This window comes from Sorangium sp. So ce836 (genome assembly GCF_028553905.1).
Lineage (GTDB): Bacteria > Myxococcota_A > Polyangia > Polyangiales > Polyangiaceae > Sorangium > Sorangium cellulosum_D.
Genome location: NZ_CP102233.1, coordinates 12,449,086 through 12,475,204 on the forward strand (window position 1 = coordinate 12,449,086; position 26,119 = coordinate 12,475,204).

Genomic DNA, 26,119 nt, shown 5'->3' on the forward strand with positions numbered 1-26,119 from the left:
ATGCAGAGCGTAGCAAGGACGAGACGGTACGAGCGGGAGGCCCACGGCGAGCACGGCGCCGTGCTCCGGCTCGATGGCTCCGCGTACATCGTCGAGACCGAGGACGGCGAGGTCCGCGCGAAGCGCGCGACGAGCTGTCTGCTGGAGCCCGCCACCGGAGACCTAGTGCTGCTGGCCGTCGTGAACGGCGCGCGCTACATCCTCGCCGTCCTCGAGCGGGAGGAGGGCGCGCCCTCGCGCCTCGTCGCCGAGGGGGATCTCCAGATCCGCCTGCAGCGCGGCGCGCTCGGCCTCTCGGCGCCGGACGGCGTGCACGTGCAAACCGGCAAGGACCTCTCGATGGTCGCGTCGACCTTCCGCGTCCAGGCCAAGGAGGGGCACGTCGCGCTGGGGCTGTTCTCGTTCGTCAGCAAGCTGGTCCGCGGCGAGGTCGACCGGGCCAAGCTCGTCGGCCGGAGCCTCGACGCGCACCTCGAGCGGCTGATGCAGAGGGTGAAGCGCTCCTACCGCATCGTGGAGGAGGCCGACCACGTACGCGCCGACCGCATCGACTACGCGGCCAAGGGCAACCTCGCCATCCACAGCGAGAACGCCAAGATCACGGCGTCGCACCTCGTGAAGATCGACGGCGACCAGATCCAGGTAGGGTGATCCGATATGTTTGCTAGCACCTCGGGCGGTGGGCTCGATTTTGGCATGCCGGACGTCTGCTTGCCGGGGCCCGTCCCGTACCCGAACATCGCGTCTCGAACCATGGCGACGTCCGTCGCGTACAAGGTGATTCTGGGGCGCGGCCCCGCCCATACGCTGGCGACCGTCATTCCCATCTCCATGGGAGACAACCCTGGGATTCTCGGCGGCGTGATCTCCCGTCGCAACATGGGCCCCTCGCGGCGCCTCGTCCCCTATCCCAAGCTGCTCTTGCAGAACAAGCCGGCGGTGCGGCTCGGCGCCACGGGCATCCAGAACCAGATCAACGTGAACGGGACGACCATCGCCCCGAGTCAGGTCAAGGTCCTGCTGCTCTGACGCCCGCCCGGTCGTCCGCGAGACCGACCCGAGCCCCTGCGCTGTTCTGCCCGGTGAGGGACACAAGCATGGCCATCAACGAGCACGCCCGCATCCGCCTGGCGATCATTCAACAAAAATACGGCAAGCGCCTGACCCAGGGCGAGAGCGGCGCTGGCGCGGCCGACCGGCGCGAGCGTTTCAAGGGTGATTTCCGGCGGATCCTGGCCGACATCTTCGTGCCCACGTTCAAGGCCATCGGCGATGAGCTCGCCGCGTCGGGCCACGCCTGCCGGATCGAGCACGACGTGGGCGAACAGACCCCGAGCATCGAGCTCCACGTCCTCCTCCGGGGCGTGCCCGCGGACGCCAACAACCTGATCCGCCTCTTCTACAACGCCGAGGCCGAGGGCGATGGAGAGGTGATCGCCGAGGTCAACGTTTACCAGACCCTGACCGAGCTCACGCGGTTTCGGGTGCTGTCGCGGATCACCCAGGAGGTGGCGGAACAGATGTGCGTGGACGCCATCGAGCACATCTTCGCCGTAAGCGCCCGCTGAGCGCAGGACCAGGTGTCTCCTCCACGGAGACAGGGCGAGTGAGGCGTCGCGTCCGGGCCGGAGCTCCAGCGCGACGAATCCTTGCTGTTGGGTGCGGCGGCGGAGCGCCCCGCGCTCGATCGCCCGCTTCAGGAAGAGCCCCGCGAGGTCGGCGAGCTCGGCGACGAAGCGGAGCGCCTCGTCCCCGGCGCCGCGGGTCCCGTACTCCACGTAGACGGTGCCGTGGACCTCGCCGCCGTAGGCGAGGGGCACGAGTGCTCGACGGCAGTCGTTCCGGAAGAGCTCGCCCCACTCCTTCAGCAAGGGTGCGGGAGAGTCAGAGTAGTTGACGTCGATCGGCGATCGTCCAGACGGAGGCATGGACCGATGGGCGCATGCGTCGCGCTGACGCGGCGCGTGCGCCATCCTCTTGCGCGACGGACCATCAGTCCTCGTGCGCACATCAATCGTTCAGGCAGCCTGACCCTTGACATCGATGCTGCGGCACAGGAAGGAGACAAACTCCTCTTCCGCATCGGCCACTCTGATTGACAGCTCCTCCCCATGAGCGGCCATCCCCCGTTACGCTCAACCAGGAGGCGGCCGTACCGCACGTCTGGCATCGTATCGCGCCCTCCCCCCAATCCTCTCACGCTCGCCCCCGATCCTCTCACGCCTGCGCCCGCCCCTGCCGCTCCCGCCCCCGCCCCTGTCGCTCCCGCACCCGCCCCTATCGCTCCCGCCCTTCCCGCTCCCTCGTCAGGCGCTCGCTCTTCCCCTTCGCCTTCGCCGGTCTCCTCTCTCCCAGCGGGGTCCACGCGTCGAGCCCGCACGGATGCCGCTTCGCCCACGACGCGCGCCTCCGTCGCGCGCGTTTCACGCGCGTTCCCCCGCCGAGGCGAGCCTTGCGCGGCGGCGCCCCCTGCGCTTTGATGGCCGCCGGTCCCCTCCGAGGTGAATTGTACATGACGACCCTGGGCGAGCTCCGCGTGCGCATCGACAGCATCGACGACCGTATCCTCGAGCTCCTCGCCGAACGGGCCGAGGTGGCCGTCGAGGTCGCGCACGCGAAGCGCGCCGCCAACGCCACGCAGTTCCACGACCCGGAGCGCGAACGGCGCGTGCTCGACCGCCTCCAGACGAAGGGCGCCGGCCGCTTCCCGCGCGACGCCATCCGGGTCGTCTTCCGGGAGGTGATGAGCGCCTGTCTGGCGCTCGAGGAGCCCATGAAGGTGGCCTTTCCCGGGACCGAGGGCGCCTTCGCCGAGGTCGCCGCGCGCCACCTCTTCGGGCTGGCCGCGCGCTACCGGGAGACCGGCACCATCGAGGGCGTCTTCGACGCCGTGCGCGCGGGCGAGGCGGCCTGCGGCGTCGTCCCCGTCGAGAGCTCCACGGACGGCTCGGTGACCCTCACCGCCGACGCCCTCATCGAGAGCGACCTCCAGATCCGGCAGGAGCTCGTGCTCGACGTGGCGTATTGCCTGTTCAGCAAGGCCGAGGGGCTGAGCGGTATCACCCGCGTCCTCGGGCACTCGCACGCGCTCTCGCAGTGCCGCCTCTGGCTCGCCAAGCACCTCCCCGGCGCGCAGATCGTCCAGACCGCCTCCGTCGCCGCGGCGGCGCACGAGGTCCTCGGCGATCCCGCCGCGGCGGCGGTCGGCAACCGCGGCGCGGGCGAGCTCTACGGGCTGCCGCTCCTCCGCGAGCGCATCCACGACCGCCCCGAGAACGCGACCCGCTTCATCGTCATCGCCCGGGCCGACGCGCCGCCCACGGGCGCGGACAAGACATCGATCGTCTTCTCCGTGCAGGAGGAGCCCGGCGCGCTCCGCCGGGTGCTCGCCATCTTCGACGACGCCGCCATCAACCTGACGAGGATCGAGTCGCGCCCGAGCCGGCAAAAGCACTGGGACTACGTCTTCCTCGTCGACCTGGAGGGCCACCGGAGCGATCCGCGCGTCGCCGAGGCGATCGAGCGGCTGCGCGCCCGCTGCGAGATGGTGAAGGTGCTCGGCAGCTACCCGCGGTCGGCCGGAGCGCGCTGAGGCCGCTAGTTCCGGCGCCGCCGCCCCGCCGTGATCGCACGAACTCCGCGGCTCGAGCCGGCCCGCCGGGGATGGTGCCCCGGAGGGAAGGATGATATTTTCCGCAGCCCGTGCCGGCTGCGTCGCTCGCGCTCGCCCTCCGCGCTGCCCGAACGGCCGCCAGCGCGGTGGTCTGCACGCTCGTCGCCCTCCCGGCCGCCGCCGAAGCGCCCCGCGCCGCCCGCGAGGCGCCCAGCGCCGCCCGCGCGCCGGTGCTCGTCCTCGCGGCCTTCCCCGGCGCCAACCGCATCGACGAGCGGGCCATCGACCTCGTCGCAGCCCATGTCCGCCCCCTCGGCGTCCGCCTCCAGGTCGTCCGCCCCGGCGCGTCGAGGCCCGCGCTGCACACCCTCCTCCCCGACGCGCGCGCCCTCGCCGACGCCTGGGACGCGCGGGGCGTGCTCTGGATCGACGCCGGCTCGGCCGACGAGCTGGCCTTGTACGCGGTCGAGCGCGGCGGCGATCAGGTCTACGGCCGCCGCATCCCGGTCCCGCCCGGACAGACCACCGCGGCCCTCGAGGCGCTCGCCAACATCGCCGGCGCCGTCGCCGAGGAGCTCCGCGAGGGGCGCATCGCCGGCCTGGCCGAGGTGGATGTCGCCGCGGCCGCGGCCCCGCCGGCGGCTCCCCCCGAGCCCGCCGCCGCCCCTGCGCCCGCGGCGCCCCCTGCGGCGGCCGCGGGCGCGGCGCCGGGCCCGCCGCCGCCCGCGGTCGAGCGGCGCGCCCGCCCCGACGCGCCCAGGCTGCCCACGCTGGCCGTGCAGGTCGGCTACACCGGCGCGAACCTCAGCGACGAGGTGCCCTGGCAGAGCGCCGCCGCGCTCCGCGCCTCGTGGGCGCCGATCGATCAGGCCGTCCTCGGCCTGGGGTACGATCTGGTCCCTCCGGCCACGCTCGGCGACGACCGGTCGCCGTTCGAGCTGGTGCGTCACCCCGTGAGCGCGACCGGCCAGCTCCGGCTCCGGCTCCCGCTCGGCTTCGACCTGCAGCTCGGCGCGCGCGCCTGCGTCGATGTCGTCGAGCGCATCCCCCAGCCTTCCGCGCAGCCCACCTCGTCGTCGCCCGCGTGGCCGCCGCCGCCCGCGTGGCCGCTGCCGGCCTGGCCGCCGCCGCCGCGGGGCCAGCCGCCGCCGCCGGGCTTCCTTCCCCCCTGGCGGTGGCCGCGGATGATCCCGCGGCAGCTGCCCCCGCCCGAGGCCCGGACCGACGTGATCGTCAGCGCCGCGCCGGTCGCGGAGCTCGGGTACCCGATCACCGGGTGGCTTCGCCTCAAGGCGATGCTGGGCGCGGACGTCCTCCTGACGCAGCCGGACGCCTCGGTGCACCCGGCCCTCGCGCTCCAGCCCCACCCGGTGCGGTTCCTCGCCGGCCTCGGGCTGGAGCTTGGCCTCTCCTTGCCGGCTTCGCCGGCGACGGAGGGCGCGGTCCGGCGATGACCACCCCCGCCCCGTGACCCGGCTCGGAAAGAAAATTGACCCGGGTCGGGCCGGGCGCCGCACCAGGTCGCGGCGATGGACGCTGCGCACACACGAGCTCTTCGCACGAGCCTCGGACCGTTTCCCGAGCCGTGCCCGGCCAGCGCCATGACCCGCCCCCCTCCCACACCGCCGCCCGCCGCGCCCCTGCCGCTCGATCTCGAGCGGATGCGCCGCGCCGGCGCGGGCGATCCAGAGGCGCAGGCCTGGCTCATGACGCACGTCATCCCCCGGGTCCGCCGGATCGCGCGGGCGTTCCTCCGCAGCTCCGCCGACGCCGACGACGCCGCGCAGCTCGCCCTGCTCGCGATCCTCGAGAGCGCCTCGACCTACCGCGGCGAGGCCGCCGTCGAGGCCTGGGCCAAGCGCATCGCCGTCCGGACGATCCTCCGCTACGTCAAGCAGCAGCGCCGGGACGGCGCACCGGTCGCGCCGGAGAGCGCGATCGACGAGGAGGTCGCCCAGGCGCCGCATCAACCCCCGTTCGAGGCGCTCCCGCGCGAGGCGCGGGCGTACCTCGACGCGCTGCCGGAGGCGCAACGCAACGTGATCCTGCTGCACCATGCGCTCGATTACTCGATCGAGGAGATCGCCGGAATGACCGAGGTCAGCCCCGACACCGTGAAGAGCAGGCTGCGCCTCGGGATCGGCGCGCTCCGCAAGCAGGTGCGCCAGGACATCGCCATCGGCCGCAAGAGGGCATCATGACAGCGACCCAGAAGCCCGAGATCGATCTGGACCGCCTGCCCGCCATCTTCGCCGCCGAGGCGCGTGGCGAGCCGGTCCGCCCGGAGGACGCGGCGCTCCTCCGCCGCGCCGAGCAGGAGGACCCCGAGCTCCGCGGCGAGGCGCAGCTCTGGGCCGCGATCGGGAGGCTCGGCGACGAGCGCGGCGCCGGCCTCGAGCTCAGCGACGCCGCCATGCTGGAGCGGGTGCTCGCGCGCGCCCACGTCGAGCCCGCGCCGAGGAGCGCGGCGCGGCCGCGCGCGGCGCCGCGGCCGGCGCTGCGGCGCGGGGTCGCGGGGACGCTCGCGGGCGTGGCCGCCGCGGCGACCCTCCTGGGCGCGCTCGCGGCGGAGCTGATCGACGGGCCCGCGCACGCGCCCCCGCCCGCGCCGGGCACGAGCGAGGCGCTCGCTCCGAGCGGCGCGCCGCCCGCCCCCGCGCCCGCGGCGCCGGGCGCGCCCTCGCCGGGCGCAGCCGCGGCGCCGGGCGAGCCGTCGGGCGCGCCCTCGCCGGACGCGCCCTCGCCGGGCGCAGCCGCGGCGCCGGGCGAGCCGCCGGGCGCGCCCTCGCCGGGCGCAGCCGCGGCGCCGGGCGAGCCGCCGGGCGCGCTCTCGCCGGGCGCAGGCGCGGCCGCTCCCCCGAGCGAGCCGTCGCCCCGCGCGGGCTCGGCGGCGAGCGAGCCCGCGGCCACCGGCGCGGGCGACGCCCGGGCTCGCGCCCCGCAGCCGCCCAGGTCGCGCGCGGAGGAGCTCCCGATCGGCCCCGAGGCGCTGCTCCTGCGCGCGCAGGCCCGGCTCGGCGAGGGGAAGACCGCCGAGGCGAGCGCCGCGTACCGCGCCCTGCTCGCGCAGCACCCGTCCAGCCCCGAGGCGCGGGCGGCGCTCGTGTCGCTCGGCCAGATCGCGCTCCGCCAGGGCAAGCCGGCCGAGGCGCTCGGCCACTTCGAGCGCTACCTCGCCGGCCCCGGCGGCCCCCTCGCGGCCGAGGCCCGGGTCGGGCGGGCGCAGTGCCTGCGCCGGCTCGGGCGAACGGCCGACGAGCGCGCGGCCATCGCCGACTTCCTCTCCCGCCACGGCCAGAGCGTCCACGCCCCGCGGCTGCGCGCGCGCCTGTCCGAGCTCGGCGGCACGTGAGCGCCAGCGCTCGCGCGGCCTCCGCAAAAAAGATTGACCCCCGAACCTGCGACATCTCCACCCTGTCATCGAGATGTCGCGAAAAATTCGCAAAATTGTAAAATTCCCTCACCGGACCGGAGGGCGCGCCGGCGTCCTCCTCGGGCTCGTGAGCCTTCTTTCTCTTCACTGCTCGTCGTCGGGCACGGGCGACACGCCGGGCGCCGGGGGCTCCGGCGGCTCCGGCGGCTCCGGCGGCTCCACCGGTCCCGGCGGGCCGCCCGGCGACCCCACGCGCCTCATCGGCGCCTTCCAGGTGCGCTCGCTCCCCGACACGCCGGCGGGCGACGCGCCGTCCGGCAGCACGTCGGTCGTCGGGAAGATCTACGACGGGCCCACGCCGTCGCAGATCATCTGGGAGATGGCGGCCGAGGAGGGCAGCTGCCGGCTCCTCACGCCGCGCGTCCCGTTCTGTAACGAGCCCTGCGGGGGCAGCGCCGTCTGCGTCGAGGACGACACGTGCCAGCCCTACCCGGCCGCGCACAGCGCCGGCGCCGTGACGGTGACCGGCCTGAACCTCGAGTCGGGCGAGGCGTCCCTCGTCATGAACCCCGTGGCGAACAACTACCAGCCTCCCGCCGGCGCGAAGCTCCGCTATCCGCCCGCCGACGAGGGCCAGACGGTCCGCTTCGAGGCCAGCGGCGATTACTTCGACGCCTTCGCGGTGGAGGCCAAGGGCGTGCGCCCGCTCGAGCTCCTGAACGACACGATCCGCCTCGATCCCGATCAAGACGTGCAGCTCGCGTGGACGCCGCCGGGGCAGGCCGGCGCCTCGGAGATCTACGTGAAGCTCGACATCAGCCATCACGGCGGCACGAAGGGCATGATCGAGTGCTCCGCCGAGGACACGGGCTCGCTCGACGTGCCGGGGTCGCTCGTCACGCAGCTCCTCGATCTCGGCGCGGCCGGCTTCCCGACCATCATCGTCACGCGCAGGTCCGTGGGCTCCGCGACGATCGCGTCCGGCCGGGTCGATCTCGTCATCTCGTCGCAGATCGAGAAGTCGGTCGAGATCGCGGGGATCACCTCGTGCAACGACAGCTCGCAGTGCCCCGAGGGCCAGACCTGCCAGAGCGATCTCACCTGCAAATGAGCCTCGCCGGCGGCCGGCGCGGCGCACAGCCCAGCTTAACCAAGACAAAGGAAACAGATCCCATGACCATCACTTATCGCCCCTTGCTGCTGCCCCTCGCCGTCGCGCTGCTCTCCACCGCCGTAGGCTGCTCCGGCTCGGACGCGGAGGCGCCGGGCGACGGGACGACCACCACGTCGTCGAGCTCCGGCGGCGCCACCTCCGGCGCCACCACCGGCGGCGCCACCTCCGGCGGCGCGACCACCGGCGGCGCCACCACCGGCGCCACGACCGGCGGCGCCACGACCGGCGGCGCCACCACCGGCACCGGCGGCGGGACGACCGAGAAATTCAGCTTCTTCGTGACCAGCCTCGTCGCCATGCAGGAGCTGTCGGGCTCGCAGGACGGCTTCGGGGGCGATCTCCGCTTCGGGGAGACGGGCCCGGGCGCCGGCCTCCGCGGCGCGGACAAGATCTGCGCGACGATCGCCGAGAGGAGCCTCCCGGGCGCGGGGAGCAAGCAGTGGCGCGCGTTCCTGAGCGCCGTCGCCGGAGAGGACGGCAAGCAGGTCGACGCGATCGACCGGATCGGCGAGGGGCCCTGGTACGACCGGCTCGGCCGGCTGGTCGCCAACAACAAGCAGGAGCTGCTCAACGATCGACCCACCGCGGCCGACGAGGCGATCATCGATGATCTGCCGAACGAGGACGGCGTCCCCAACCACCAGCCCGATCCGAGCCAGCCCGAGGTCGATAACCACGACATCCTGACGGGGACCAACGACCAGGGCAAGCTCTACAGCGCGACGGCCACGTGCAAGGACTGGACGGCCGCGGCGGGCGACAAGAACGCGGAGGGGAGGCCGCGCGTCGGGCACTCGTGGCCGAGGAACTTCGGCGGGGGCTTCCCCACCGGCGGGGGCTTCCCCACCGGCGGGGGCTTCCCCACCGGCGGGGGGGACCCCGGCGGCCCCGGCGGGAACCTCAACATGGCCAACTGGATGTCGTCCCTCGACGAGTCGGGGTGTGCGCCTGGCATCAACCTCCTGGAGACCGGGGGACCGCTGCCCAACGAGTCGACCGTCGGCTCGGGCGGCGGCTACGGCGGGATCTACTGCTTCGCGCTGACGCCCTGACGCAGGCGTGCCGGCGCGCGCCGCCCCTCGATCAACTTACTTGTCTCAGGAGGACTCATGGTTCAAGGCAAACGCATCTCGTCGATCGTCGCGCTCGCCCTGCTCTCCGCGGTGCTGCCGGGCGCGTGCGGCGGCGGCGGCGGCGCACCGGACGACGTCGGCGCGGCTCCGGAGGTCTGCGAGCGCAAGGGCGACGACGGATCGACGGAGTTCCTCAAGCGCGTCGGGTGCGCCGAGGACTTCGAGGCGCTCGCGTCGGCGCCCGTCGACGCGAGCTTGCCCGGCGCGCGCTCGGTCAAGGTCGTCCTGGATCAGGCCGATCAGAACGCGCTGTATTTCCAGAACAGCGTTCTCTACCAGATCCATTACGACTTCGTATCTTCGCACCTGTCCGGCGAGGGGCTGCCCTATGTCCCCCCCCTCGCCGATTTCAACGCGACCGAGTACTTCACGCCGGATCGCCGCTTCGTCCTCGGCGCGGTGACGCATTACGAGGGCCCCGACGCGTGGGCGCTCGAGCTGTCTCCGTACGACACCGCGTCCGCGGACATGATCGCCACCCTGTTCCGGGCGGTGAAGGGGGCCTCCTTCTTCGGCGCGAAGCTCGCCTTCCACCCCACGTCGGAGGCCGTCGCGGTCGAGGCGAAGAAGCTGCCCGCCGACGTCCCCGTGGTCAGCACCGGCGATCTCTACGCCGGGATCGACTACCAGCCGCTCTCGCTCGGCACGGCCATGGGGCGCCTCCACTTCGCGAAGGCGGCGGATCTCGACGACGAGTACCTGTCCCATCAGGACATCGTGGTGCTCGACGAGGCGCCCAACGACATCTCGGTCGTCCAGGGGATCATCACCGAGGAGTTCCAGACGCCGCTGTCGCACGTCAACGTGCTCTCCCAGAACCGGCGCACGCCCAACATGGGGCTGCGCAACGCGATGAGCCACCCGGAGCTGCTCGCGCTCAAGGACAAGCTGGTCGAGCTCACCGCGGGGCCGTCGTCCTGGAGCGTCCGCGAGGTCACCGAGGCCGAGGCCGAGGCGTTCTGGGAGGCGCACAAGCCCGACCCCGTCACGCTCCCCGAGCTCGACCTGACGGTCACCGATCTGCGCGACATCGCGGAGGTGACCCCCGATCCGCCGGAGGGCGAGCCGCTCCGGGACGCGATCAAGCAGGCCGTCCTCGCCTTCGGCGGCAAGGCGGCCCACTACTCCATCCTGTCGAGGATCCCCGACCTCCCGATCCAGAAGGCGTTCGCGATCCCGGTCTACTACTACGACCAGTTCATGAAGCAGAACGGCTTCTACGAGCAGATCGAGGCGATGCTCGACGACCCGAAGTTCAACACCGACCCGGCGGCCCGCGACGAGCAGCTGAAGGCGCTCCGCGACGCCATGAAGGCGGCGCCGGTCGACGCCGACTTCCAGGCGCTCCTCAAGGCGAAGATCGAGGCGGAGTACCCCGGGCACAAGATGCGGTTCCGCACCAGCACGAACAGCGAGGATCTCGACGGGTTCCCGTGCGCCGGCTGCTACGACTCGAACACCGGCGATCCGACCGACTGGGAGGACGTCCTCGACGCCATCCGCAAGACGTACGCGAGCGCCTGGAAGCTCCGCACCTTCGATGAGCGCACCTATTACGGCATCGATCACCGGTCGATCGGGATGGCCCTGCTCGTGCACCACAACTTCCCCGACGAGGAGGCGAACGGCGTGGCCATCACCAACAACCCGTTCGACACGGCCGGCGTCCAGCCCGCGTTCTACGTCAACGTGCAGGCGGGCGGCGACGTGGAGGTCGTGGCCCCGCCGGCGGGCGTGACGAACGACGAGTTCCTCTACTTCTTCAACCAGCCGAACCAGCCGGTCACCTACCTGACGCACTCGACCCTCGTGCCCGAGGGCCAGACGGTCCTCACGGCGGCGCAGGTGCACGCGCTCGGCAAGGCGCTCGACGCCATCCACACCCGGTTCTCCCCCGCGTACGGCCCCGCGGCGGGCAACACGGGCTGGTACGCGATGGACGTGGAGTTCAAGTTCGACGACGACGCGAGCCCGAACGAGCCGCCGACGCTCTACATCAAGCAAGCGCGCCCCTACCCCGGCCGCGGGGCTGCCGCCGGGGCGCCGTGAGGCGGCCGACCGCGGGCCCGGGGGGGCCGCGCCCCGCGGTCGCCGCAGGCGAGAACGGACCGTCATGATCGACTGGCTCGGATGGCTCACCCAGGGGAGCGCCGTGGACCTCCGCAGGGCCCTCGTGGCGCTCCTGCTCGCGTTCGGGCTGGGGCAGGTGGTCGCGCTCGTCTACATGGCCACCTTCCGCGGCCTCTCCTACGCCCGCTCCGCCGTGCACAGCATGGCCATGGGCAGCGTCATCACGTGCATGCTGATGCTCGCCGTGGGCAGCAGCCTCGCCGCCGGCATCGGCGTCGCCGTGGGCCTCAGCGCGGTCCGCTTCCGCACGACGCTCCGCGATCCGCGCGACGTCATGTTCATCTTCGCGGCGCTCGGCGTCGGCATCGCCTGCGGGCTCCAGGCGTTCGGCGCGGCGCTCGCCGGGACGGCGATCTTCGGGGGCGGGACCTTGCTCCTCCACGTCACCGGCTACGGCGCGCGGCGGCAGCCGGACGGCCTGCTCCGCTTCACCGCGCCCTCGATGCCCGACGCGGAGGAGGCGCTCGCGAAGATCCTCCGCGCGCACTGCCAGACCTTCTCCCTCGTGACCCTCCGGGAGGCCGCGCAGGGGACCCTCATGGAGCACGCCTACCAGATCAGCGTCCGCGCGCCCGAGCTCCGCGCGTCGCTCGTCTCGAGGCTGCAGGCCATCCCGGGCGTGCAGGACGTCTCGCTCATGCTCCAGGAACCGACGCTGGATCTCTAGCGGCCGAGGCCCCTCGTCGAGGGGCCCGCCTCGCTCGCCCCGCGGGCGCGCTCGACCCGTCGACGCGACCGCCGTCGTCATCACCGCGCAAGGATCACCGATGCACAGCTACCTGCGACTCCGCTCGGCGCTCAAGGACGCCGGCCCCGCGATCACCCTCGTGCTCACGCTCGGAGCCGCGCTGTGGCTCCACCTGGACGGCGGCGGCCCGCGCGGGCAGGTCTTCGGCTTCGCGGAGGCGCTGCCCGAGGCGATCTCGCCGATCGAGACCGCCCGCGTCGCCTCCATCGAGGTGACCGTCGGCCAGGAGGTCTCGGCCGGGCAGGTCATCGCGACGCTGGACGCCTCGGCGATCGACGCCGAGATCAGCGTCGCGAAGGCGGAGAAGGCGCAGGTCGAGGCCGATCTCCGGATGGAGCTCGCCCTCGTCGAGCAGAAGCTCGACGTGGATCGCGCGTCGGTCGAGCGCCACCTCGCCGAGCAGCGCGAGGAGCAGCGCCGGGCGGTGGCCGAGGCGAAGGTGCTGGACGGCGAGATCTCGAGGATGAGGCAGCTCGTCGAGGGCCACCTGACGGCCGTCGACCAGCTGGCGAAGCTCGATCTGCAGCGCGCGACGGTGACGGCGATCGCCAGCGAGAAGCCGCGGACCCTGAGCCTGCTCACGGCGCAGCTCGAGGCGGCCGATCGGCGCCGGAGCGAGCTCCGGGATCAGACGTCGGGGCTCGCGGCGAAGCTCGACGCCGACGCGCGCGTCGCGTCCGAGCGCATCGCGATGCTCGAGCAGCGGCGCGCCGGGTACGCGCTGCGCGCGGCGAGCGCGGGGCGCGTGGCCTCGATCGACCGGCAGCCCGGCGACGTGGTCCCGGCCGGCGAGCCCGTGGCGCAGCTCGTGAGCGCGCGCTCGGGCGCGCGCGCGATCGCCTGCGTCCCCGAGCGGCTCGCGCTCGGCGTCCACGAGGGCGACGGCGCCGAGCTCTGGATCCGGGGCCAGCTCGGCGACGCGCTGCCGGGCACGGTCGCCGCGGTGGGTCCGCTCGTCTCGGAGCTCCCCCCGCGCTGCTGGCCGGCGCCGCAGGTGCCCGCGTGGGGCCGCGTGGTCACCATCGCGCTCGACGCGCCGGCCGCGCTCGTCCCCGGCCAGGCCTTCGACATCACCTTCGGCGGCGCGCGGGCGGCCGCGCCGCCCAGGCCCGCCCCGGCGCCGCCCAAGCCCGCCCCCGCCCCCGCCGCGCCCGGCGCCGCCGCCGCGCCGCAGGCCGCCGCGGCCTCGTCGCGGCTCCCCATGAAGGTGCCGCCGGCGCTGGCCGGCCGCTCGCGCCTCGAGCCGTCCGGCGTCCTCGCCCGCCCCGGCGAGTCGCGGTACCTCATCGTCAGCGACGACACCGGCCACGAGCGCAATGAGGGCGCGCCGTGGCTCTTCGCGATGTCCGCGGGCGGCGCCGTCGCGCCGGATCCGGTGCCCGTGAGCGGCGTCGACGAGCTGAGCGACGTCGAGGGGATCGCCGCCGGCGACGCGGGCGAGGTCTACCTCCTCTCGTCGCAGAGCTACAGCAAGAAGGGGAAGCGCAAGCCCGCGCGGACCGCGCTCCTCCGCCTCCGCCCGGAGGGCGGCGGCTTCCGCGTCGACGGCGAGATCCACCTGGCGGAGCTGCTCGACGCGGCCCCCGCGCGCGCCGCGGCGCTCGGCCTCCCGGACGGGACGCGGGCGCTCGACATCGAGGGCCTCGCCTTCCGGCAGGGCGCGCTGTACCTCGGGCTGAAGGCGCCCCTCGATCCGCAGGGCAACGCGATGCTCTGGCGGGTCGCCGCCCCGCTCGCGCTCTTCGGCGGCGAGGGCGCCTCCCCGGTCCAGGCCGCGCGGGCGAAGGGCGGCCGGGCCGCGGACGAGGCGAGGCGCTTCGAGGCGGCCGGCGTCTCGCTGTGGGCGCGCGCGCGCGTCGACGTGGAGGTCGACGGGCGGCCCACGCCGGGCGGCATCTCGGAGCTCGCCTTCATGCCGGACGGCTCGCTCGCGATCGCGTCCACGCCCTCGACCGCGGACGGCGATGCCGGCGCGCTGTGGCGGGTCGATCGCCCCGAGGCCGGCGTCCTCTCGCCGCGCCTCGTCCAGCGGTTCCCGGGGCTCAAGCCCGAGGGGCTCACCCCCTCGCTCGCGCCGGGCGCGCTGATGATCGTGTTCGACGCCGGCAGCGCCGCGCCCTCGTTCCAGGAGCTCCCGTGGCGCCCGTGAGCGCGGGCCCCGGCGCCCCGCTCGCGCCGCGCCGCGGCGCGGTCGGCCGGCCCCAGTCCGCGCGGGCGGACGCGGAGGAGAGGCGGTATCCAGAGAGATGCTCCACTGGAAACCGGGAACGATGAGAACCAGCCACGCTTCCGCCGCCCTCGCCCTCCTCCTCGTGGTGGCGAGCCAGAGCGGCTGTCCGGTGCACGAGGAGACCGGCGAAGCGGTCTTCGATCGGACGAAGCTGCACACGATCGCGATCACCGTCGACGAGGCCCACCTGGAACAGCTCGCCACGGATCTCGACAACCGCGTGCCGTGCACGCTGACCTACGACGGCGAGGTCGTCCGCGGCGCCGGGATCCGGCAGAAGGGCAATGACATCAAGGAGCTCGAGAAGAAGCCGAGCTTCAGCGTCAAGATCGACGAGTTCGACGAGCGGGCGGAGCTCGACGGGGTCAAGAAGCTCTTGTTGAACAGCGCCAAGCAGGACTCGAGCTTTTTGCGCGAGCAGCTCGGGGGGGACATGCACGAGCGCGCCGGGGTGCCCGCCGCGCGCACCGCGCACGCGGTGGTGAGCCTCAACGGCGTCGACAAGGGCATCTACGTCGTCACCGAGGCCATCGACAAGCGGTTCCTGAGGCGCCATTTCGGCGAGAAGAACGACGAAGGGGCGCTCTACGAGGGGCCGTGCTGCGGCGATTTCGTCGACGATCTCGGCGCCGCGGAGCTCGACGGCGGGGAAGACAAGGGCGCGGCCGCGCTCCGCGCGCTCGCCGAGGCCATCCGGGACACGCCGGACGAGGCGCTCGCGGCGAAGGTCGGCGAGCACCTCGACCTCGATCGCTTCATCACGAGCTTCGCCCTCGAGGCGCTCCTCGGTCACTGGGACGGCTACGCGTACCGCGCGAACAACTATTACCTGTACAAGAACCCGGTCGACGGGCGCTTCGTGTTCCTTCCCCACGGGATGGACCGCATCCTGGACGACCCGCGCTTCGACACCGAGACCGCGCCGGTCGCCGTGCTCCCGCGCCGGATCCGCGAGATCCCGGCGCTCGACGCGCGGTTCCGCGCCGAGCTCGACCGCATCGCGCGCGCGGCGTGGGACGAGGGCGCCGCGCTCGCGGCCATCGAGCGGGCGGCGCAGGTGATCAACACGGCCAGCGCCGGCGAGGCGACCCGGGACGATCTGATCGAGTTCAACGCGAACGCGAGCGCGCTCCGGGACGACCTGAAGCTGCGCCGCGCCCTGATCGATCCCGCGATCGTGTGCGGCGACGGCGACGTCGCGGGGCTCGAGACGTGCGATGACGGCAACACGGCGGCCGGCGACGGGTGCAGCGCGGCGTGCCGCGTCGAGCCCTGACCGCCGGCGACCGTCCCTGTTGCCGCACAGCATCGAGCGTGACCGAGCTCAACCGTCGTATTGCGCAAGCCGCTGCCGGAGCCCGCGAACGGTTGCGGGATGGCGCAAAGGCCCGCAGACGTCCCGATCCGACAGAGCGCCTCCGGCGCCGCTGAACCGCAAAATCCCGACGCCTTCCGCCGGCCCTACCGCGGCATGCGCGATGCTGCAGGCGGAGCCCGGCGCGCAAGGGGCGGTGGGGCCGCCCTGGAGATTCTGCTGTCAGCAGAGCGGCTGTCCGCAGAGCTCGCCGCGCCCGCGATGATGTTGCCGAACGTCACCAGGGAGAAGGTGCACCATGCGAAGCGTATTCCACTCTCGCGCGAGTAGAACGATGCTCATCGCGCTCGTCGCCGCGACGCCGGCGTGCGACCGGGACGCGGAGGGCGCCGCGGCGAAGGAGGCCGCGGAGACAGGGGTCATTCATGCGGCGCTCACGGTCGGAGGCTTGCGTCACGACGTCGTCGCGGTCCACTACAAGGTCGTCGCCCTGGACGGCACCTGCGGTGATGCGGCCATCGCGGATACGACGAGCGCGCTGGAAGAGGAGGCGCTCCCCGAGCGCGCGCTGCCTCCCGGGTCCAGGGTCCACGCGGGGGCCGACGGCCTGTTCGTGGTGCCGCCCGGCGTCTACCGCGTCTGCGCGACGCCGCTGAGCAGCGCCGGCCCTTCGGTGGAGTGCGCCCCCGCCGAGGCGACGGCCTCGGTCTTCCCCGAGGGGACGTCCGAGATCACCCTCGTATCCCAGTGCGCCGGGGCGCCGAACGGCGGGCTCGACGTCATCGCCGCCCTGAACGACCCGCCGGCGATCGAGGACATCGACATCGCCCCGAGCAAGTTCATCACGCAGTGCGAGACCGCCACGATCGCGGTGACGGCGTCGGATCCCGACGGCGACGCGCTCTCGGTCGCCTGGGAGCTCACGGGCGGCGCGGGCGAGCTCGCGGGCGCCGGCAGCGCCGCGACGTTCACCCCGGCGGGCCCGGGCGTCGCCACGGTCCAGGTGACGGTCACCGATGTGCTTGGCGGGAGCAGCCGGCTCTCGTTCCCCCTGCACGTGTCGGCAGCGGACTGCGGCGGGGGGACCTGCAGCGACGGCATCCTGAACCAGGGCGAGACCGGCGTCGACTGCGGGGGCCCGTGCGCGCCGTGCGGCGGCGTCTCGGTCTTCAGCTACGTCGACACGCCGGCGGACGACGTGGGCATCAAATCGCTCTACGACTTCTTCTCGAGCCTCGGCAGCGTGAGCTCGAGCCAGTACATCCTGTTCGAGATCGTCACGAGCGAGGGCGCGACCGCCTGGTGCTCCGAGAACGCCGCCTTCTACGTCGACACCTACGTCACGCAGACGAACGAGGGCGGCGGCACCTTCTATTCGGGCCCCTGGAACAAGTACTGGCGCGTGCTCGACGGCCCCTGGTCCGGCCCGGACACGGGGCAGTACTCGAACAGCTACGCAGCGAGCTGCGACGAGAGCCCGTACTCGTGGTGCGCCGAGTGGGACCTGGGGGGCAACCGCTGGGCCGTGATGCCCTATCACACCGTGACCAACGGCGAGAGCTACCTCAACTGGAGCTACTCGAACGGCGAGAACTGGGGGGTCACGATCGCGGTCGGCGATGACCGCCTGTCGACCTGCGGCTTCTAGTCTCTCCGCTGCTGGCGTGCCTGGACACAGCTGTCCGACGCCGGGCAGCCGTGGTCTGCTCGCGGAAGCGGCGCACGCCTTCAGGGCTGTCTCTGGGCGGATGGCCTCGTCTGTCCGATCTCGAGCCAGCCCCGGAGCATCAGGGTCCGCAGCAGGACGACGAAGTCGTCCTCGGTGAGCGCGTCGTCGGAGGCCGAACCGACGGCGGCCAGGACCTCGCGAGCCGTCCGCTCGCCGTCGATGGACGACAGGAGCCTGCGCAGGAAAGCGCCGAGCGGGCCCGGGATCGACATCGATTTGCCGCTCGCGGCGATCAGCTCCACACGAGGCTTCGCGCCCCCGGGGCCGAAGGACCACCCCTCGAGCAGATGGATGCGTCGGCCCGCGATGAGCCGCGGGATCATGTCCAGGATCGCGGTCCCGCGCCGGGCGGCGTGGCCCTCGAAGGCGCGCGCGACGGGATCGGGCGCGAGGTCTCCGCGCTTCTTGGCGGCGAAGAAGATGGTGGAGTGAACCGACGCAGGGAGCCACTCGTCGAGCGCCGAGAGGTCGTGGAACATGGCCCTCCTCCGGCGGATCTCCAGCGCGTCGAACGCGAGGTCATCGAGAAATGCCGGCATGTCGTCGCACGTCAGGAGCCCGGCATCCGGTGGATCCGAGGAGCGGCGGAAGGGCAAGCCGAGATTGAGCCATACGCCTCCTGGGGACAGGACCCGGTTGATCTCCCGCGCGATGAACGTCGGCGCCCCGGCGATGTCCAGCAGGTACTGGGTCACGACGAGCGATATCGATCCGGGAGCGAAGGGCAGCGCGGCGGCGTCCGCCACGATGAAGCCTGCCCCTCTGGGAGGCGTCGTCGGCCCTCGCATCGAGACCTGGCGCCAGCGCGCCTGTGGGAGCTGCAGCGAGAGCGCGCCGCCCCGCAGCAGGTGGTCGGCGAGCAGCAGGTGCGGCAGCGAGACGTCGAGCCCGAGGCTCGCGGGGAAGGCCGTGGCCAGGCTCGCGACGAGCCCCCCGGCGCCGCAGCCGAGCACGGCCGCGACGCTCCGATCCGGGCAATGCCGCAGGACCGCGTCGAGGACGAACGCGCGGTCGGCGCGGAATTCCTCGGTGTCGGTCCAATCGATGTACAGATACGTGAACCTGTCTTCCCAGCCGGCCATCCGCGTCGCCATGAAGTCGCTCGTGCCGATCGGGCGCCGAGGAAGGCCCTCCGTTTGCGCGAGCGCGGGATCCAGGACGCGCTTCACGGCCTCGCGGTTCACCGGCTGCGCCGCGTCGGGCACCGTGGCGAGCTGCGTCCGCAGCGCGTCGATCGACACGTGCGGCCTGAACGTCAGGATGGGAATGCCGAGGATGGACGGGGCCTCGGTCCCGCATACGACACAGGCATCAGGCCGCGCGGCGCCGAAGGCTCGCCCGCAGCGCACGCAGGACCACGAGATATCGCCGTTTCCCATATCGATGCTCCATGGACAGTTCGATGGCGGGCGCAAGGGGGCGGCTGGCGATGCTCGCCAGGGCCATCGCAGGGCTCGCCGGGGCCCACCCCTACAGGCTCTGTAAGCCTGTAAGCATCCTAAGCGTAAGCATCCGCCGTGCCACGCGGCGACCTCGCCACAGAGGCTCGTTTCGTGCGTCGGACGGCGCTCCAGCCTGTTCGGCGCGTGTCGGAACATGACGTGCGGATTCGAGCCAATGGTCGTCGACGAGGGCGCCGATCCGCGCTCCCGGCTCAGCCCGGCCGCGCGGCCCGGGTGAGGCTCCGCCGCGCCCGTGCTATGGGGCTGCCATGCCGAACGCCGCCGGCGACATCGACGTGGAGGCGCTCAACGACCGCCTCGCCCGGGAGCACCCGATCGACGACTACTACGACCGCGCCCCGCTGCCGATCCGGCTCATCGAGCGCGAGCGGCTCGCCATCATCCGCGACATGCTCGGCGACTGCGCGGGCCTCGACCTCGCCGAGGTCGGCTCCGGCGGCGGCCACGTGCTGCGCATGTTCCCGCGGGCGCGCATCACGGCGATCGACGTCTCCGACGTCTTCCTCGACACCGCCCGCAAGAACCTCGCGGGCTACGACGCCCGCTTCCTCAAGGGCGAGGTCGACGGGCTCGACCTCCCCGCCGCGAGCTTCGATCGCATCATCTGCACCGAGGTCCTGGAGCACACGGTCGATCCCTCCGCCGTCCTCGCGGCCATCGCCCGCCTCCTGCGCCCCGCCGGCGTCGCCGCGATCACGGTCCCGAACGACCCGCTCATCGCGCGGCTGAAGGGCCTCGTCCGCCGCACGCCCGTCGGCTACCTCCTGCGCGACCGCATCCAGTGGGGCGGCGACGTCTACCACCTGCACCAGTGGACGCCGGACGAGTTCGGCCGCCTTCTCGAGCGCCACTTCCGCGTGACCGAGCGCCGCGCCGCGCCCCACGGCGTCCTGCCGATCCGCGCCTGCTTCCGCTGCGTCCCCCGGTGACCCCCGCCGTGCACCCGGACCGCCCCGAGCGCCCGTCGCCCCGCCGCGGGCTCCCCTTCCAGGCAAGATAGGCGAACCACCATGTCCGAACCCCAGTCCGAGCCTGCTCCGGAGACCCCGATCGAGCTCTCCGTCATCGTGCCGTGTCTGAACGAAGAGCTGAACATCCCCGAGCTCACCGAGCGCGTCCTCGGCGTCTTCCGCGAGGGCGCCCTCGCGGGGGAGCTCATCCTCGTCGACGACGGCTCGACCGACGGCACCGCCACCACGATCCGCGCGCTCGTGGCCGCGCACCCCGGGCTCGTCGTGGGGTGCTTCCACCCGCAGAACCGCGGCATCAGCGCGGCGTGGCGCACCGGCGCGGCCGCCGCGCGCGGCAAGCTCGTCGCCATCATCGACGCCGATCTCCAGTACCAGCCCGAGGACCTGCTGCGCCTCCGGCGCGAGCTCTACGAGCACAGCGTCGATGTCATCCAGGGCTGGAGGAGCGCCGTCGGCCGGCGCAAGGACCGCCGTTACCACCTGAGCCGCGGGTTCAACTCCCTGCTGAACACCACCTTCGGGATGTCGCTCCAGGACAACAAGAGCGGCTTCGTGATGTGCGCGCGCGAGGTGTTCCAGGACCTCTTGACGTACAAGGGCAGCTATTTCTACTGGCAATCGTTCATCCTGGTCGCCGCCCACGCCAAGGGCTACTCGTACAAGGAGGTCGAGACGCTCTTCGAGCAGCGCCGGCAGGGCGTCTCCTTCCTCGACAAGGGGGCGGCCGGCGCCGTGGTGAAATCGTTCTACGACCTCGGCAAGGCGATGTGGGAGTACCGCGTGGGCCGGCCCCCGGCGGACGTGGCCACGCAGTACCTCCGCCGCCACCCGGTGATCGATCGCTCGCCGGAGCGCGATCCGCTCATCACGGCGAAGTGGCGCGCGTACCTCGCAGCGTTCAACCACACCCACTGGATGATCACGCGCGACGTCGAGCATTACTACGAGACGCTGCGCAAGACGCAGTGGCTCACGCCGGAGCAGACCCGCGAGCTCCAGGACGAGAAGCTGCGGCGGCTGCTCCGCCACTGCTACCGCAACGTGCCCTATTACCGCGCCCGCATGCAGGAGCTCAAGCTGCGGCCCGAGGACATCCGCGGCCAGGAGGACCTCCACAAGCTGCCGTTCCTCACCAAGACGGATATCCGGCGCCACCTCTACTTCGACATCATGTCGGAGAACCACGACAAGTCGCAGGTCCTCAAGATCACGACGAGCGGCTCCACGGGCGAGCCCTTCGTCTGCTACGCCGACCGGGCGCAGCTCGAGTTCCGCTGGGCGGCGACGCTCCGGGCGCAGGAGTGGACGGGCTACCGCTTCGGCGACCCGACAGTGCGGCTGTGGCACCAGACGATCGGCATGACCCGGTGGCAGGCGGCCCGCGAGCGCGCGGACGCCATCCTGTCGAACCGGACGTTCATCCCCATCTTCGAGCTGTCCGACGACAACCTGGGCAAGATGATCGCGCGGATCGCCGAGGTGCAGCCGGTGCTCATGGACGGCTACGCCGAGGCGCTCGACTTCCTGGCGCACTACGTGAAGGGCACCGGCAAGGTCGCGGCCCGGCCGCGCGCGATCATGTCGAGCGCGCAGACGCTGCCGCTGCCGAGCCGCCGGCTCATCGAGGAGGCGTTCGGCTGCGAGGTCTTCGACAAGTACGGCAGCCGCGAGTTCTCGGGCATCGCCTACGAGTGCGAGGCGCACGAGGGCCACCACGTCGTGGCCGAGGGGTACATCGTCGAGATCCTCCGCGACGGGCGCCCGGCGGAGCCCGGGGAGATCGGAGAGGTGGTGATCACCGACCTCAACAACTTCTGCATGCCCTTCGTCCGCTACCGCATCGGCGATCTCGCCGAGGCGATGCATCCGGCCGTGCCGTGCCCTTGCGGCCGCGGGGCGCCGCGCGTGGGCCGCATCGAGGGGCGGGTCCAGTCGATCATCCGGGGGACGGACGGGCGTTATCTGCCCGGCACGTTCTTCGCGCACTACCTCAAGGAGTTCGATTACGCGATCAAGCGCTTTCAGGTGGTGCAGGAGGAGCGCGACGCCATCACGTTCCGCGTGGTCAAGGGCGGGCGGTTCTCGCAGCAGGTGCTGGACGAGGTGCTGTCCACGTTCCGCCGCTTCCTCGGCGAGCGGATGCGCATCCAGGTCGAGTTCGCGGACGACATCGCGCTCGTCCGCACGGGCAAGCACCTCGCGAGCGTCTCGCGCCTGAACGTCGATTTCCAGCGCGCCGCGCCGGCGGAGATCCTGTCGTTCGGCGCGAACGGCGCGGGCGGTTGAGAGGGGCGCTCCGGATGACAACGGTGATGAGCCGCGTTGTGACGGTATCGAGGCCGGGCCTCGGCTACGCCGATCGCGCACCGTACGGCGCGCCGGGCCCGGTCTACGAGGCCGTCGAGGCGCTCTTCCGGGGGCTCGGCCTCGACGCGGCGCGCGCCGGCACGCCCGCGTGGAACCCGCTCGGCGACCTGATCGCGCCGGGCGACCGGGTCATCATCAAGCCGAACCTCGTCTCGTCGAAGAACCTGCACCAGAAGATCACGGGCAAGCGGCTCGCCGCGTCGAGCACGCACGGCTCGCTCCTCCGGCCGGTGCTCGACTATGCGCTCCGCGCCGCCGGCCCGCGCGGGCGGGTGCGCGTGGTCGACTCGCCGGTCGAGGGCTGCGAGATCGAGAAGGTCGCCGGCCCTCTCGGCATCTTCGACGTCATCGATCACCTGAAGGCCCAGGGTCATGACGTCGATTTCATCGACCTGCGTTATTTCCGGGTCGCGCCCGTGTTCGCGCTCGACGACGTGCGCCGCTTCGGCCGCTCGTGGAACCTCGGGCTGCTCCTCCGCCGCCCGCTGCCCGGCGATCCCCGGGGCTACCGCGTGGTCGATCTCGGCCGGGACAGCTTCTTCGCCGGCGCGGGCGCCCCGCGCCCCGGCGCGCTCCGCTTCCACCGCAGCCATTACGCGACGCCGGTGCCGCACCACACCGGGGAGCGGCACGAGTACAGCATTCCGCAGACGCTCCTCGACGCGGATGTCGTCATCAACCTGCCCAAGCTGAAGACGCACAAGAAGACCGGGGTCACGCTCTCGCTGAAGAGCGTGATCGGGTTGACGAACGAGAAGTACTGGCTCCCGCACTTCACCGAGGGGGATCCGTCGGTGGGCGGCGACGAGTTCGATCGTCCCCAGGGCCTCGGTGACGCGGTGGAGGACAAGCTGAGCCGGTTCCCGCTCCCGGGCGATCACTCGCTCGTGGCGCGCGCGCCGCGGCTCGGGGCGCCGCCGAAGGTCATCGACGGGAGCTGGGAGGGGAACGACACGCTCTGGCGGACCATCCTGGATCTCAACCGCATCCTGTTCTTCGCCGACCGCGGCGGCGCGCTGCGCGGCGAGCCGCAGCGGCGGTACCTGACGATCGTGGACGGCATCGTCGCGGGCGAGGGCGAGGGGCCGCTCGGCGCGACGCCGGTGCCCGCGGGGCTCTTGATCGGCGGGTTCGACCCGAGCGTCGTCGACGCGATCGCGTCGCGGGTGATGGGCTTCGATCCGGCGCGGATACCGCTCGTGCGCGCGTCGCTGGGCGGGGTGTTGCTCCCCGGCGGCCGCCTCGACGAGGTCGAGCACATCGTCGATGGGCCCGCGCCGACCCACCGGTTCAAGCCGCCCCGGAGCTGGCCGTCGCTGCTGGCGGGCGTGGCCGGCGCGGCGGCCTGACCCAGAGTTCCGCGCGTTCGGCCAGAGCACCGCGCTCCGCGGCTCGGCATCCTCAGCACGAAATCCACGCTTGGTCGCAGGCCGTTCGCTCCAGAGGGGGTGTCGCTACGCCTGGCACGCCGGTTGCGGTTCGCGAGCCTCGGCTCTCCCCCATCGAGTGGCACATTTTGACCGGGAGAGCGGGAGGCATGACATGAATGGCATGATGCGAACGACGATGACCTGGCTCGGGCGCGGGACCAGAGTGACCCTGCCGCTGCTGGCGCTGCTCTGCGCCTGCTCGTGTGGACCCGTCGGCCCCGATCCCAGCGCGATCGCCGATGTGCCAAGCGAGATCGACCCTGGCACGGAGATCACGGTCTCCACGCCGGCCAGCGTCGACCCGCTGCTCCAGGAGCTCGACGAGGCGCGGCTGGCGACCGCGGACGAGCTGCGAGCGAGCCACACCGTCGAGTTCGCGCCGAACCTCGGCTACGACCCGCTCGCCGCGACGAACCTCGACCCGATCCTGAACGCCTTCTTCTCGGCTGACAACGCTCCGAAAGAGCGCCTGTCGCAGATGGGCTTCGCCATCGCCGCGGGCCACCGATTCTCGTCGTTCGCCCTCGGCTATTCCACTATTTACATGGAGGATCTGCCGGTGTTCATCAGCAGCGACATGGTGCTGGAGGCCATCTACCGCTCGCACGACAAGATCCTCCAGCAGCTGGAGAAGAAGGCGCTGCGGCCTCGGCTCAAGCGCTTGCTGACCGACGTTCGCAGCTCGCTGATCGACGCGGCCGACAGGCTGGAGCCGGAGGTGGCGTCCGATCTGAACTTCTACCTGGGCGTGGCCGTGTCGCTCTTGAACGGCAAGGTCGACTCCCGCGAGCCTGCAGGGGTGCAGAGCTTCGTCGACGCCGCCACGCGCGCCGCGGGGATCCAGGAGCGCGTGCTGTTCGGCGTGAAGCGGAACATCGACTTCTCCCAGTTCAAGCCGCGCGGGCACTACGACGGCGACCCGGAGCTCGAGCGCTACTTCCGCAGCATGATGTGGCTCGGCCGCATCGACTTTCGCCTGCTCGAGACGCAAGAAGACGGCAAGCAGATCTTGCGGCGCAGGCAGGTCGAGAGCGTCATCGCGCTGCGCCGGCTCCTCGACGAGAGCACGTTCGCGGAATACAAATCGATCGACGCGACCATCAGCGCGTTCGTGGGCGAGCACGACTACATGACGCTGCCGGAGGTGGACGAGCTGCTCACCGCGCTCGACGCCCCCGACGGGATCGCCGCCGTCGACGACGCGACCCTCGCCGGCGCGCTCGTCGACGGTCAGTTCGGCGAGCAGCGGATCGCCAGCCACGTGATGAGGCGACAGGCCGGCGGCGCGAGCACCTTCCCCTTGAACCTGAGCTTCGCGCTGTTCGGCCAGCGCTACACCGTCGACAGCCACGTCTTCTCGAACCTCGTCTACGACCGCCTGCCCACGCGCGTCGTGCCCGACCCGCTCGACGTGGCGTTCGCCGCGCTGGGCAACGACCAGGCGCTCGGCCTGCTCGGCGACGAGCTCGACGTCGAGGCCGGCTATCCCGGCGAGCTCTCCGCGGTGCGCCTCTTGGTCGACGAGCACCCCGAGCCATACTGGGAGGGCAGCCTGTACACGAGCTGGCTCGGCGCGCTCCGCACGCTGTCGCCCGCGGCGGGCGCCCCGCCTTCGGACCTGCCCGCGGTGGCCCGCAGCGAAGCCTGGGGCCGCCGGCTGCTCAACACCCAGCTCAGCTCGTGGGCGCAGCTCCGCCACAACAACGTGCTTTACGTGAAGCAGTCGTATACGTCGAACGCGTCGTGCGAGTATCCCGACGCCTACGTCGACCCCTACCCCGAGTTCTTCGAGGCCGTGGTCCGCTTCGCCGAGCGCGCGCAGGAGCTCACCGCCACGCTCGAGCTCGATCCGAGCTTCGGCGGCCAGATCGAGGATTACTTCGCGCGCGTCGCGCGCATCAACCTCACGCTCGCCGAGATGGCGCGCGCCCAGCGCAGCGGCCAGCCGCACAACGCGGAGCACCTCGCGTTCATCAACCGGGCCGTCACGGCCAGCGTGAACTGCGACGGGACCGTCCTCGGCCACTCCGGCTGGTACAGCGAGCTCCACTTCGACCCGCTGCAGGCCGTGGAGATGGATCCCACCATCACCGACGTGCACACCGACATCGGCGGCGACTTGCCGGTCCCTCGTAAGCCCAGCGTGCTTCACGTGGGCACCGGCGTGCCGCGCCTGATGGTGGTGACCGTCGACTCCTGCCAGGGTCCCCGCGCGTACGCGGGCGTCGTCTCCGCCTACCACGAAGTCCTTGAAGACGGCCTGGTGCGCCTCACCGACGAGGAATGGAAGACGAAGGTCCAAACCGACAACGATCTGCCGGTCGTGCCCTGGCTCGCTCCGTTGCTGAGCGAATGAGCGCGGGGACCCCGCTCGACAACGTCACCGCTGGCTCGAGCGCTCTGGCCCCCGGGTAGTCCAGCTCGCACCTTTCCAGTAGCACCG

At 72.2% G+C, this 26,119-nt stretch carries 19 protein-coding genes; 18 read left to right on the forward strand and 1 reads right to left on the reverse strand.

Translation table 11 applies throughout. From position 1 onward, the window contains the following. The 14 genes from NQZ70_RS45435 (at window position 1) to NQZ70_RS45500 (ending at window position 17,364) form a co-directional block, all read left to right on the forward strand. Window positions 1-651, forward strand: coding sequence for a DUF3540 domain-containing protein (locus NQZ70_RS45435; RefSeq protein WP_129579800.1), 651 nt, complete (start codon window positions 1-3; stop codon window positions 649-651). A 6-nt stretch (window positions 652-657) separates the two neighbouring features. Beyond that, window positions 658-1,029 carry a DUF4150 domain-containing protein gene (locus NQZ70_RS45440; protein WP_129579801.1) on the forward strand — a complete coding sequence of 124 codons (372 nt, stop codon included), beginning with the start codon at window positions 658-660 and terminating at the stop codon, window positions 1,027-1,029. A gap of 68 nt (window positions 1,030-1,097) precedes the next feature. Then, on the forward strand, window positions 1,098-1,568 hold the full coding sequence (locus NQZ70_RS45445) for a hypothetical protein (protein WP_129579802.1): 471 nt from the start codon (window positions 1,098-1,100) through the stop codon (window positions 1,566-1,568). A gap of 944 nt (window positions 1,569-2,512) precedes the next feature. After that, entirely contained in the window at window positions 2,513-3,592 is a 1,080-nt protein-coding gene (pheA, locus tag NQZ70_RS45450) for a prephenate dehydratase (protein WP_129579803.1), read from the forward strand. Between the two features lie 110 nt (window positions 3,593-3,702). Beyond that, window positions 3,703-5,067: a hypothetical protein gene (locus NQZ70_RS45455; RefSeq protein WP_272826936.1), complete on the forward strand. Its 1,365-nt coding sequence runs from the start codon at window positions 3,703-3,705 to the stop codon at window positions 5,065-5,067. A gap of 147 nt (window positions 5,068-5,214) precedes the next feature. Further along, on the forward strand, window positions 5,215-5,814 hold the full coding sequence (locus tag NQZ70_RS45460; protein WP_237244648.1) for an RNA polymerase sigma factor: 600 nt from the start codon (window positions 5,215-5,217) through the stop codon (window positions 5,812-5,814). Beyond that, window positions 5,811-6,965 (forward strand): tol-pal system YbgF family protein, encoded by a 1,155-nt coding sequence (locus NQZ70_RS45465; protein WP_129579805.1) that lies wholly within the window; start codon window positions 5,811-5,813, stop codon window positions 6,963-6,965. The genes NQZ70_RS45460 and NQZ70_RS45465 overlap by 4 nt, the downstream gene beginning before the upstream one ends. A gap of 73 nt (window positions 6,966-7,038) precedes the next feature. Continuing rightward, window positions 7,039-8,097 carry a hypothetical protein gene (locus NQZ70_RS45470; RefSeq protein WP_237244649.1) on the forward strand — a complete coding sequence of 353 codons (1,059 nt, stop codon included), beginning with the start codon at window positions 7,039-7,041 and terminating at the stop codon, window positions 8,095-8,097. A 62-nt stretch (window positions 8,098-8,159) separates the two neighbouring features. After that, window positions 8,160-9,212: a hypothetical protein gene (locus NQZ70_RS45475; RefSeq protein ID WP_207217646.1), complete on the forward strand. Its 1,053-nt coding sequence runs from the start codon at window positions 8,160-8,162 to the stop codon at window positions 9,210-9,212. A 57-nt stretch (window positions 9,213-9,269) separates the two neighbouring features. Next, window positions 9,270-11,342, forward strand: coding sequence for a PEP/pyruvate-binding domain-containing protein (locus NQZ70_RS45480; protein WP_129579806.1), 2,073 nt, complete (start codon window positions 9,270-9,272; stop codon window positions 11,340-11,342). Between the two features lie 64 nt (window positions 11,343-11,406). Continuing rightward, window positions 11,407-12,090 (forward strand): DUF4956 domain-containing protein, encoded by a 684-nt coding sequence (locus NQZ70_RS45485; protein WP_129579807.1) that lies wholly within the window; start codon window positions 11,407-11,409, stop codon window positions 12,088-12,090. A gap of 100 nt (window positions 12,091-12,190) precedes the next feature. Beyond that, entirely contained in the window at window positions 12,191-14,320 is a 2,130-nt protein-coding gene (locus NQZ70_RS45490) for an HlyD family secretion protein (RefSeq protein WP_129579808.1), read from the forward strand. A gap of 121 nt (window positions 14,321-14,441) precedes the next feature. Further along, window positions 14,442-15,677, forward strand: coding sequence for a CotH kinase family protein (locus tag NQZ70_RS45495; RefSeq protein WP_237244650.1), 1,236 nt, complete (start codon window positions 14,442-14,444; stop codon window positions 15,675-15,677). Window positions 15,678-16,050: 373 nt separating this feature from the next. Next, entirely contained in the window at window positions 16,051-17,364 is a 1,314-nt protein-coding gene (locus NQZ70_RS45500) for an Ig-like domain-containing protein (protein ID WP_129579811.1), read from the forward strand. Between the two features lie 80 nt (window positions 17,365-17,444). Here NQZ70_RS45500 and NQZ70_RS45505 read toward each other — a convergent pair whose 3' ends face one another. Then, window positions 17,445-18,824: a methyltransferase domain-containing protein gene (locus NQZ70_RS45505; protein WP_165374491.1), complete on the reverse strand. Its 1,380-nt coding sequence runs from the start codon at window positions 18,822-18,824 to the stop codon at window positions 17,445-17,447. Between the two features lie 332 nt (window positions 18,825-19,156). Between NQZ70_RS45505 and NQZ70_RS45510 the strand changes: the two genes are divergently transcribed. The 4 genes from NQZ70_RS45510 to NQZ70_RS45525 all read left to right on the forward strand — a co-directional run bounded on the left by NQZ70_RS45510 (window position 19,157) and on the right by NQZ70_RS45525 (window position 26,032). Beyond that, window positions 19,157-19,837, forward strand: coding sequence for a methyltransferase domain-containing protein (locus NQZ70_RS45510; protein WP_129579813.1), 681 nt, complete (start codon window positions 19,157-19,159; stop codon window positions 19,835-19,837). Window positions 19,838-19,918: 81 nt separating this feature from the next. After that, window positions 19,919-22,165 (forward strand): glycosyltransferase, encoded by a 2,247-nt coding sequence (locus NQZ70_RS45515; protein WP_129579814.1) that lies wholly within the window; start codon window positions 19,919-19,921, stop codon window positions 22,163-22,165. Window positions 22,166-22,191: 26 nt separating this feature from the next. Further along, window positions 22,192-23,595, forward strand: a complete 1,404-nt coding sequence (locus NQZ70_RS45520) for a DUF362 domain-containing protein (protein WP_129579815.1) — start codon at window positions 22,192-22,194, stop codon at window positions 23,593-23,595. A 193-nt stretch (window positions 23,596-23,788) separates the two neighbouring features. Next, entirely contained in the window at window positions 23,789-26,032 is a 2,244-nt protein-coding gene (locus NQZ70_RS45525) for a DUF3160 domain-containing protein (RefSeq protein ID WP_237244651.1), read from the forward strand. The last annotated feature ends 87 nt before the right edge of the window (window positions 26,033-26,119 follow it).

Coding starts and splice junctions, on each gene's coding strand:
- NQZ70_RS45435 (WP_129579800.1), top strand. CDS start 1: ATGCAGAGCGTAGCAAGGACGAGACGGTACGAGCGGGAGGCCCACGGC.
- NQZ70_RS45440 (WP_129579801.1), top strand. CDS start 658: ATGTTTGCTAGCACCTCGGGCGGTGGGCTCGATTTTGGCATGCCGGAC.
- NQZ70_RS45445 (WP_129579802.1), top strand. CDS start 1,098: ATGGCCATCAACGAGCACGCCCGCATCCGCCTGGCGATCATTCAACAA.
- pheA (WP_129579803.1), top strand. CDS start 2,513: ATGACGACCCTGGGCGAGCTCCGCGTGCGCATCGACAGCATCGACGAC.
- NQZ70_RS45460 (WP_237244648.1), top strand. CDS start 5,215: ATGACCCGCCCCCCTCCCACACCGCCGCCCGCCGCGCCCCTGCCGCTC.
- NQZ70_RS45465 (WP_129579805.1), top strand. CDS start 5,811: ATGACAGCGACCCAGAAGCCCGAGATCGATCTGGACCGCCTGCCCGCC.
- NQZ70_RS45470 (WP_237244649.1), top strand. CDS start 7,039: ATGTCGCGAAAAATTCGCAAAATTGTAAAATTCCCTCACCGGACCGGA.
- NQZ70_RS45475 (WP_207217646.1), top strand. CDS start 8,160: ATGACCATCACTTATCGCCCCTTGCTGCTGCCCCTCGCCGTCGCGCTG.
- NQZ70_RS45480 (WP_129579806.1), top strand. CDS start 9,270: ATGGTTCAAGGCAAACGCATCTCGTCGATCGTCGCGCTCGCCCTGCTC.
- NQZ70_RS45485 (WP_129579807.1), top strand. CDS start 11,407: ATGATCGACTGGCTCGGATGGCTCACCCAGGGGAGCGCCGTGGACCTC.
- NQZ70_RS45490 (WP_129579808.1), top strand. CDS start 12,191: ATGCACAGCTACCTGCGACTCCGCTCGGCGCTCAAGGACGCCGGCCCC.
- NQZ70_RS45495 (WP_237244650.1), top strand. CDS start 14,442: ATGAGAACCAGCCACGCTTCCGCCGCCCTCGCCCTCCTCCTCGTGGTG.
- NQZ70_RS45500 (WP_129579811.1), top strand. CDS start 16,051: ATGCTCATCGCGCTCGTCGCCGCGACGCCGGCGTGCGACCGGGACGCG.
- NQZ70_RS45505 (WP_165374491.1), bottom strand. CDS start 18,824: ATGGGAAACGGCGATATCTCGTGGTCCTGCGTGCGCTGCGGGCGAGCC.
- NQZ70_RS45510 (WP_129579813.1), top strand. CDS start 19,157: ATGCCGAACGCCGCCGGCGACATCGACGTGGAGGCGCTCAACGACCGC.
- NQZ70_RS45515 (WP_129579814.1), top strand. CDS start 19,919: ATGTCCGAACCCCAGTCCGAGCCTGCTCCGGAGACCCCGATCGAGCTC.
- NQZ70_RS45520 (WP_129579815.1), top strand. CDS start 22,192: ATGAGCCGCGTTGTGACGGTATCGAGGCCGGGCCTCGGCTACGCCGAT.
- NQZ70_RS45525 (WP_237244651.1), top strand. CDS start 23,789: ATGAATGGCATGATGCGAACGACGATGACCTGGCTCGGGCGCGGGACC.